Here is a 4,870-nt window from a genome sequence, read left to right as displayed (position 1 = left end):
TCCGCGCGATTTCATCTCGCGGCCGCCGTCGCAGGAACTGGAGATCGAGCAATGATCCGCCGCGCCCTCGCCGTCACGCTGGTCGGCGTGCTCGCCTCGGCCTGCGCCCTGCTGAGCTCGCCCGACCCGGTCCAGCTCTATCGCTTCGGCGCAATGGATCCGCCGGCGTCGGGGGGTGGGCAGAACCGAGCCGCTGTCGTCCTGGCGCCCATCGAGTTCCCGTCGGGGGCCGAGGATGACCGCATCCTGACGAGTTTGGGCGGAGAGGTGGCCTACCTGGCCGGCGCGCGCTGGATAAGCCCGGCCGACGATCTCTACCAGGCCGCCCTGGAGGCGGCGTTTCTTAGCCAGGCGGGCCGGGTGCGCCTGGCCGACCGTCTCGAAGTGCCGCGCGCCGACGTCACCCTCGATCTCGACCTGATGAGCTTTGAGGCCCGGTACGTGAACGGGCCGGAAGCTGCTCCGACTGTCGTCCTCGCCGGTCGGGCCCGCCTGATGGGGCCGGACCGTTCGATACTTGCCGAACGGATCTTCAGAGCTGAGCAGCCCGCCGGCGAGAACCGCGTGTCAGCTATTGTGGCCGCGTTCGACGCGGCGACTGGGGAGTTTAATCGCCAGGTCGTGAGCTGGGTGGACGGTGCCATCCCCTAGGAGACGGCGTTGGCCCGGGCCGATGTCCCTCAGAGCAGCCAGAGATCGAGGGGAGCGCCGGGGTGATCCTTGCCGGCGGACGTGGGGTCGCTTGGCAAGACCACCGGGACGTCGGCAATCGAAGCCTTGGCGCCGGCCTGTTCGTCCCAACCGGTGAAGCAGACGATCATGCCGGGATCGAAAATTCCGTCGTCGAACACAATGACCTCGACGTCGATTAGCACGTCCTTCCCGTCAACCCCGCTTACGAGCGTCTCACCGCCGCGGGTAATGATGTCGTAGTCGCGGGCGCTACCCGAAAACCTCGCGGTGTCGTGGCCAGAGCCGCCGTCCAGTATGTCGTTACCGCTGCCGCCGCGCAGCAAGTCGTCGCCGTCTCCCCCGAGCAGGACATTGTTTCCACCGTAGAAGGGTGTGCCCGAGCGTCCGCCCCAGATTTCGTCGTTGCCGGCTCCGCCCTCCAGACGGTCGTCGCCGAGGCCGCCTTCCAGGTAGTCGGCGCCGTTCCCTCCTTCGACCGGATCGTCGCCGTCGTCACCCCAAAGCCGGTCGGCGCCGTCGAAGCCTTGAAGGTGATCAATCTCGTGGCCGCCTGCAAAGGCGTCGTCGCCGCTCGTGCCAACGAAGCTGTCGGCTCGCGAGGTGATCCCAAAGATGCGGATATCGCTCAAGCTGAGTCCGACTTCACGCACCGTCAGAAACAAGACGCCAGCAGGATCGCGCAGTTCGATCGTAGAGACGAGGCCTTCGGGCATAGTCATGGCGGACATCGAGCCTGAGAAACTCGAGACCGGCGTAATGGTGAGCCGCCAGTTCGCGTAGGGTGCCCCGCCAGGAACGCCTTGGACGATAATTTGAGCGGTGGTGACGCTGACTGGTGTGTAGTTGAAACTGTCCAGGATGCTGGTCCAGTTGTACTCCCACCATAGATGGCGCATCGGTTGGTGAAACTCGAACTTTGCCAAACCGGATCCCCCTCAAGCCACGGTGACGTGGCCCCAAGCACGGGCGGGGCGCAAGCAGCTATGCTGCGGAGGTTATTCTCAAAAAACGCCGACGCCCCGAAAGTGATCAGTCCCCCAGTGCGCGCCGCAATTCCTCCAGCTTGGCCAGCGCCCGGGCTCGACGCGCGCGCCCGTCGGCCAGCATGGCCTGGGCGCGATCGGCGGCCTGGCTCAGCCGGGCCGTGAAGCCCGCCAGCGCCGCCGGATCGGGCTGGACCCGGCGGGGGCGCTTGGCGTCGAGGCCGAGCGCCTTCTTCCAGTCATCGCGCCAGGCGGCCAGGGCGGTTACGGCCTGGTCCAGCCTCTCGGCGGCCACGGCGTCCGCGTTCTGAAGGGCTCGAGCCAGCGGGAGGTGCCCGAGCCCCGCCATACGCCCGGCCGCCAGGGTTTCCAGCCTTTCGGAGAGCACGGTCCGCGGCGCCGCTTCACCCTCGGGCGCCTCGTCAGCCGTGTCGGCCAGGCGCGCCCGGCCGGCTTCGATCCATGCTCCCAGCTCCACGATCGGGGCGCGCAGAGTCTCCAGCGCGGGGTCGAGGTCCGTCACCCGTCCGCGCAGCCGCTGGGCCTGAACTCCGAGATCGGACGTCAGTTCGGACATGCGCGCGTCCGCCGCCCGGAAGGCCTCGCGCATGCGCTTGAGCCGCCCCGAGCGACTGTCGAACAGACCCATCAGGCCGGCGCGGGGGGTCAGTTCGCGCGGGTCCAGGGCGCCGGCCGTGGCTCGCAAGGCCTCGATCAGGCGGCCAGCCTCGTCGGCGGCCTGGCCGCCCTCGTCGCGCGCGACCGCCGCACAGGCGGCGGCGAGCGAGGCGCGCGCCTCCTCGCCGAAGGCGGGGAAGGCAGCTGCATTGCGTGGGTCGAGCGCCATGCGGATTTCGCCGACGCGCTGGGCGTCCGGACGCGGGACGGCTTGGAACGGCCGGTCTGCGGTCATGGCGTCTCCCCGAGAGCCGCGAAGGGCTCAGGTGAACGACATTAAGCAAAGCCTTCCGGCTTCGTCACCCCGGACGCCTCACGGGCGAAGATCAGCCGACGCCGGGCGCGACCGTGTAGGCGGCCTCGGTCCTGGCGGCGACCTCGTCCAGCGTCACGCCCTCGGCCAGTTCGATCAGCTCCAGGCCCGAGCCGTCCGGCTTGACGTCGAAGGTCGCCAGGTCGGTGATGATCCGGCTGACCACGCCCGTGCCGGTCAGCGGCAGGGTGCAGCGCTTCAGCACCTTGGACTGGCCGTGCTTGTTGGCGTGCTCCATGACCACGACGACGCGCTTGACGCCGGCGACCAGGTCCATGGCCCCGCCCATGCCCTTCACCAGCTTGCCGGGGATCATCCAGTTGGCGATGTCGCCGTTCTCGGCGACTTCCATGGCGCCGAGGATCGACAGGTTGATGTGGCCGCCGCGGATCATGGCGAAGCTGTCGGCCGAGCTGAAATAGGAGCTCTCGGGGATCTCGGTGATCGTCTGCTTGCCGGCGTTGATCAGGTCGGGATCGACCTGGTCCTCGTAGGGGAAGGGGCCCATGCCCAGCATCCCGTTCTCGGACTGGAGCGTGATGTCCACGCCCTCGGGGATGTGGTTGGCCACCAGCGTCGGGATGCCGATGCCGAGGTTCACATAGAAGCCGTCCTCCAGCTCCTGGGCGGCGCGGGCGGCGAGTTGGTCGCGGGTGCGGGGCATGGTCAGCCTTCGGTGGGAGCTTCGGGGGTCGCGGCGGGTGCGGAGTCTCCGCGGTCGCGGATCGCGTCCTCGATGTCGTCGCTGAGCGAGCAGGTGTTCAGCATGATGATGAACAGGAAGATCAGGGCCCAGGTGAGCTTGTCGCTGATCTTCTTGAGCAGGTCGAAATGGCGGTCGTCCATCAGGCGGTCTCCCTCTGGCGGACGGTGCGCTGTTCGATGCGCTTCTCGAAGGTCCCCTTGACGATCCGATCGATGTAGATGCCGGGCGTATGGACCTGATCCGGGTCGATCGCGCCGCACGGAACGATCTCCTCGACCTCGGCGACGCAGACCTTGCCGGCCGTGGCCATCATCGGATTGAAGTTCCGCGCGGTCTTGCGGAAGACGAGGTTGCCCTCTTCATCGGCCTTCCAGGCCTTCACAATCGACAGGTCGGCGACGAGGCCGGTCTCCATGACGTACTGGCGGCCGTCGAACTCGCGGACCTCCTTGCCCTCGGCGACCAGGGTGCCGACTCCGGTGGCGGTGAAGAAGGCCGGGATGCCCGCGCCGCCGGCCCGGATCCGCTCGGCCAGCGTGCCCTGCGGATTGAACTCCAGCTCCAGCTCGCCGGCCAGGTACTGGCGCTCGAACTCCTTGTTCTCGCCGACGTAGGACGAGATCATCTTGCGGATCTGCCGGGTCTCCAGCAGCTGGCCGAGGCCGAAGCCGTCCACGCCGGCGTTGTTCGAGATGACCGTGATCCCCTTGACGCCGCTGTCGCGCAGCGCCGCGATCAGGTTCTCGGGGATGCCGCACAGGCCGAAGCCGCCGGCCATGACGGTCATGCCGTCGAAGGTCAGGCCCGCGAGCGCGGACCGGGCGTCGGCGAAGATTTTCCGCATCGCTTCCTCGTGATTTCACCACACGATGAATATTCGTGGGCCGTCCTGCTCAATACGGCGGTGCGCCCGCGCGGGCAAGGTCGGCCGGGAACGCTCACGAGGGCTTGGCCGTTTTCGCGAGGCACGACGAGGAGAGACCTGGATGCGCGTTCCGATGACCCTTGCGGCCGTGGCTGTCTGCGGCTTGGCCGCGACGGGCTGTTCCACCATGAATGACTACGCCTCGGCCTGCGAGCGCGACTACGCCCGCAACCGGGAGATCGCCATGGCGTCCGGGGCGGCGCTCGGCGCCGCTATCGGTGCTGCCGTGGCGGGCCGTGAAAACCGGGAGGAGGGCGCCGCAATCGGCGCCGCGGCCGGAGCCCTGCTGGGTCACCAGCTGTCGGCCGAGGACGACCCCTGCGGCTACGGCTTCGGCGGCTACAATCGCGATTATCGCTATGGGCGCGAGCGGATTTACTGGCGGGACCGCACGCGGCCCTGGTGATCAGGCGACGCGTGAGACCTTGGCGGCCGGCTCTGCCTGGGCCGCGTCGCCGGCCATCGCGGTGTTCATGGCGGCGCGCAGGCGCTCGGGCTTGATCGGCTTTTCCACGACCGCAGCCATGCCGATCGACAGATAGTGTTTGGCGTCGTCCGGGTCGGCGTTGGCC

General features: G+C 68.2%; 7 protein-coding genes and 1 pseudogene. 2 read left to right on the top strand and 6 right to left on the bottom strand.

Annotated features, from left to right (window positions below; genetic code table 11):
- Positions 1 to 51 precede the first annotated feature (51 nt).
- Entirely contained in the window at positions 52 to 651 is a 600-nt protein-coding gene (locus Q0M60_RS05450; protein WP_296816958.1) for an ABC-type transport auxiliary lipoprotein family protein, read from the top strand.
- A gap of 29 nt (positions 652 to 680) precedes the next feature.
- Here the strand turns inward: Q0M60_RS05450 and Q0M60_RS05445 are convergent, their stop codons facing one another.
- The 5 genes from Q0M60_RS05445 to Q0M60_RS05425 form a co-directional block, all read right to left on the bottom strand.
- Entirely contained in the window at positions 681 to 1,616 is a 936-nt protein-coding gene (locus Q0M60_RS05445) for a calcium-binding protein (RefSeq protein ID WP_296816954.1), read from the bottom strand.
- A 106-nt stretch (positions 1,617 to 1,722) separates the two neighbouring features.
- Positions 1,723 to 2,589, bottom strand: a complete 867-nt coding sequence (locus Q0M60_RS05440; protein ID WP_296816951.1) for a toxic anion resistance protein — start codon at positions 2,587 to 2,589, stop codon at positions 1,723 to 1,725.
- Positions 2,590 to 2,680: 91 nt separating this feature from the next.
- Positions 2,681 to 3,331, bottom strand: a complete 651-nt coding sequence (locus Q0M60_RS05435; protein WP_296816948.1) for a 3-oxoacid CoA-transferase subunit B — start codon at positions 3,329 to 3,331, stop codon at positions 2,681 to 2,683.
- Positions 3,332 to 3,333: 2 nt separating this feature from the next.
- On the bottom strand, positions 3,334 to 3,513 hold the full coding sequence (locus tag Q0M60_RS05430; protein WP_296816946.1) for a hypothetical protein: 180 nt from the start codon (positions 3,511 to 3,513) through the stop codon (positions 3,334 to 3,336).
- A complete protein-coding gene (locus Q0M60_RS05425; protein ID WP_296816943.1) occupies positions 3,513 to 4,217 on the bottom strand; it encodes a CoA transferase subunit A in 705 nt (234 codons plus the stop codon). Before Q0M60_RS05425 ends, Q0M60_RS05430 begins: the two co-directional genes overlap by 1 nt.
- A 142-nt stretch (positions 4,218 to 4,359) precedes the next feature.
- On the opposite strand from Q0M60_RS05425, the gene Q0M60_RS05420 reads away from it, so the two are divergent.
- Positions 4,360 to 4,704, top strand: coding sequence for a YMGG-like glycine zipper-containing protein (locus Q0M60_RS05420; protein WP_296816940.1), 345 nt, complete (start codon positions 4,360 to 4,362; stop codon positions 4,702 to 4,704).
- Here Q0M60_RS05420 and Q0M60_RS05415 read toward each other — a convergent pair.
- Positions 4,705 to 4,870 (bottom strand): annotated as a pseudogene (locus Q0M60_RS05415) (hypothetical protein); the annotation flags it as partial.

The sequence above is a fragment of the Brevundimonas sp. genome (genome assembly GCF_024711105.1).
GTDB lineage: Bacteria > Pseudomonadota > Alphaproteobacteria > Caulobacterales > Caulobacteraceae > Brevundimonas.
This window is presented reverse-complemented; position numbering and strand designations above follow the sequence as displayed.

Excerpts from the sequence above, each read along its gene's own strand:
- Q0M60_RS05450 (WP_296816958.1), top strand. The coding sequence starts at position 52 with ATGATCCGCCGCGCCCTCGCCGTCACGCTGGTCGGCGTGCTCGCCTCG.
- Q0M60_RS05440 (WP_296816951.1), bottom strand. The coding sequence starts at position 2,589 with ATGACCGCAGACCGGCCGTTCCAAGCCGTCCCGCGTCCGGACGCCCAG.
- Q0M60_RS05435 (WP_296816948.1), bottom strand. The coding sequence starts at position 3,331 with ATGCCCCGCACCCGCGACCAACTCGCCGCCCGCGCCGCCCAGGAGCTG.
- Q0M60_RS05430 (WP_296816946.1), bottom strand. The coding sequence starts at position 3,513 with ATGGACGACCGCCATTTCGACCTGCTCAAGAAGATCAGCGACAAGCTC.
- Q0M60_RS05425 (WP_296816943.1), bottom strand. The coding sequence starts at position 4,217 with ATGCGGAAAATCTTCGCCGACGCCCGGTCCGCGCTCGCGGGCCTGACC.
- Q0M60_RS05420 (WP_296816940.1), top strand. The coding sequence starts at position 4,360 with ATGCGCGTTCCGATGACCCTTGCGGCCGTGGCTGTCTGCGGCTTGGCC.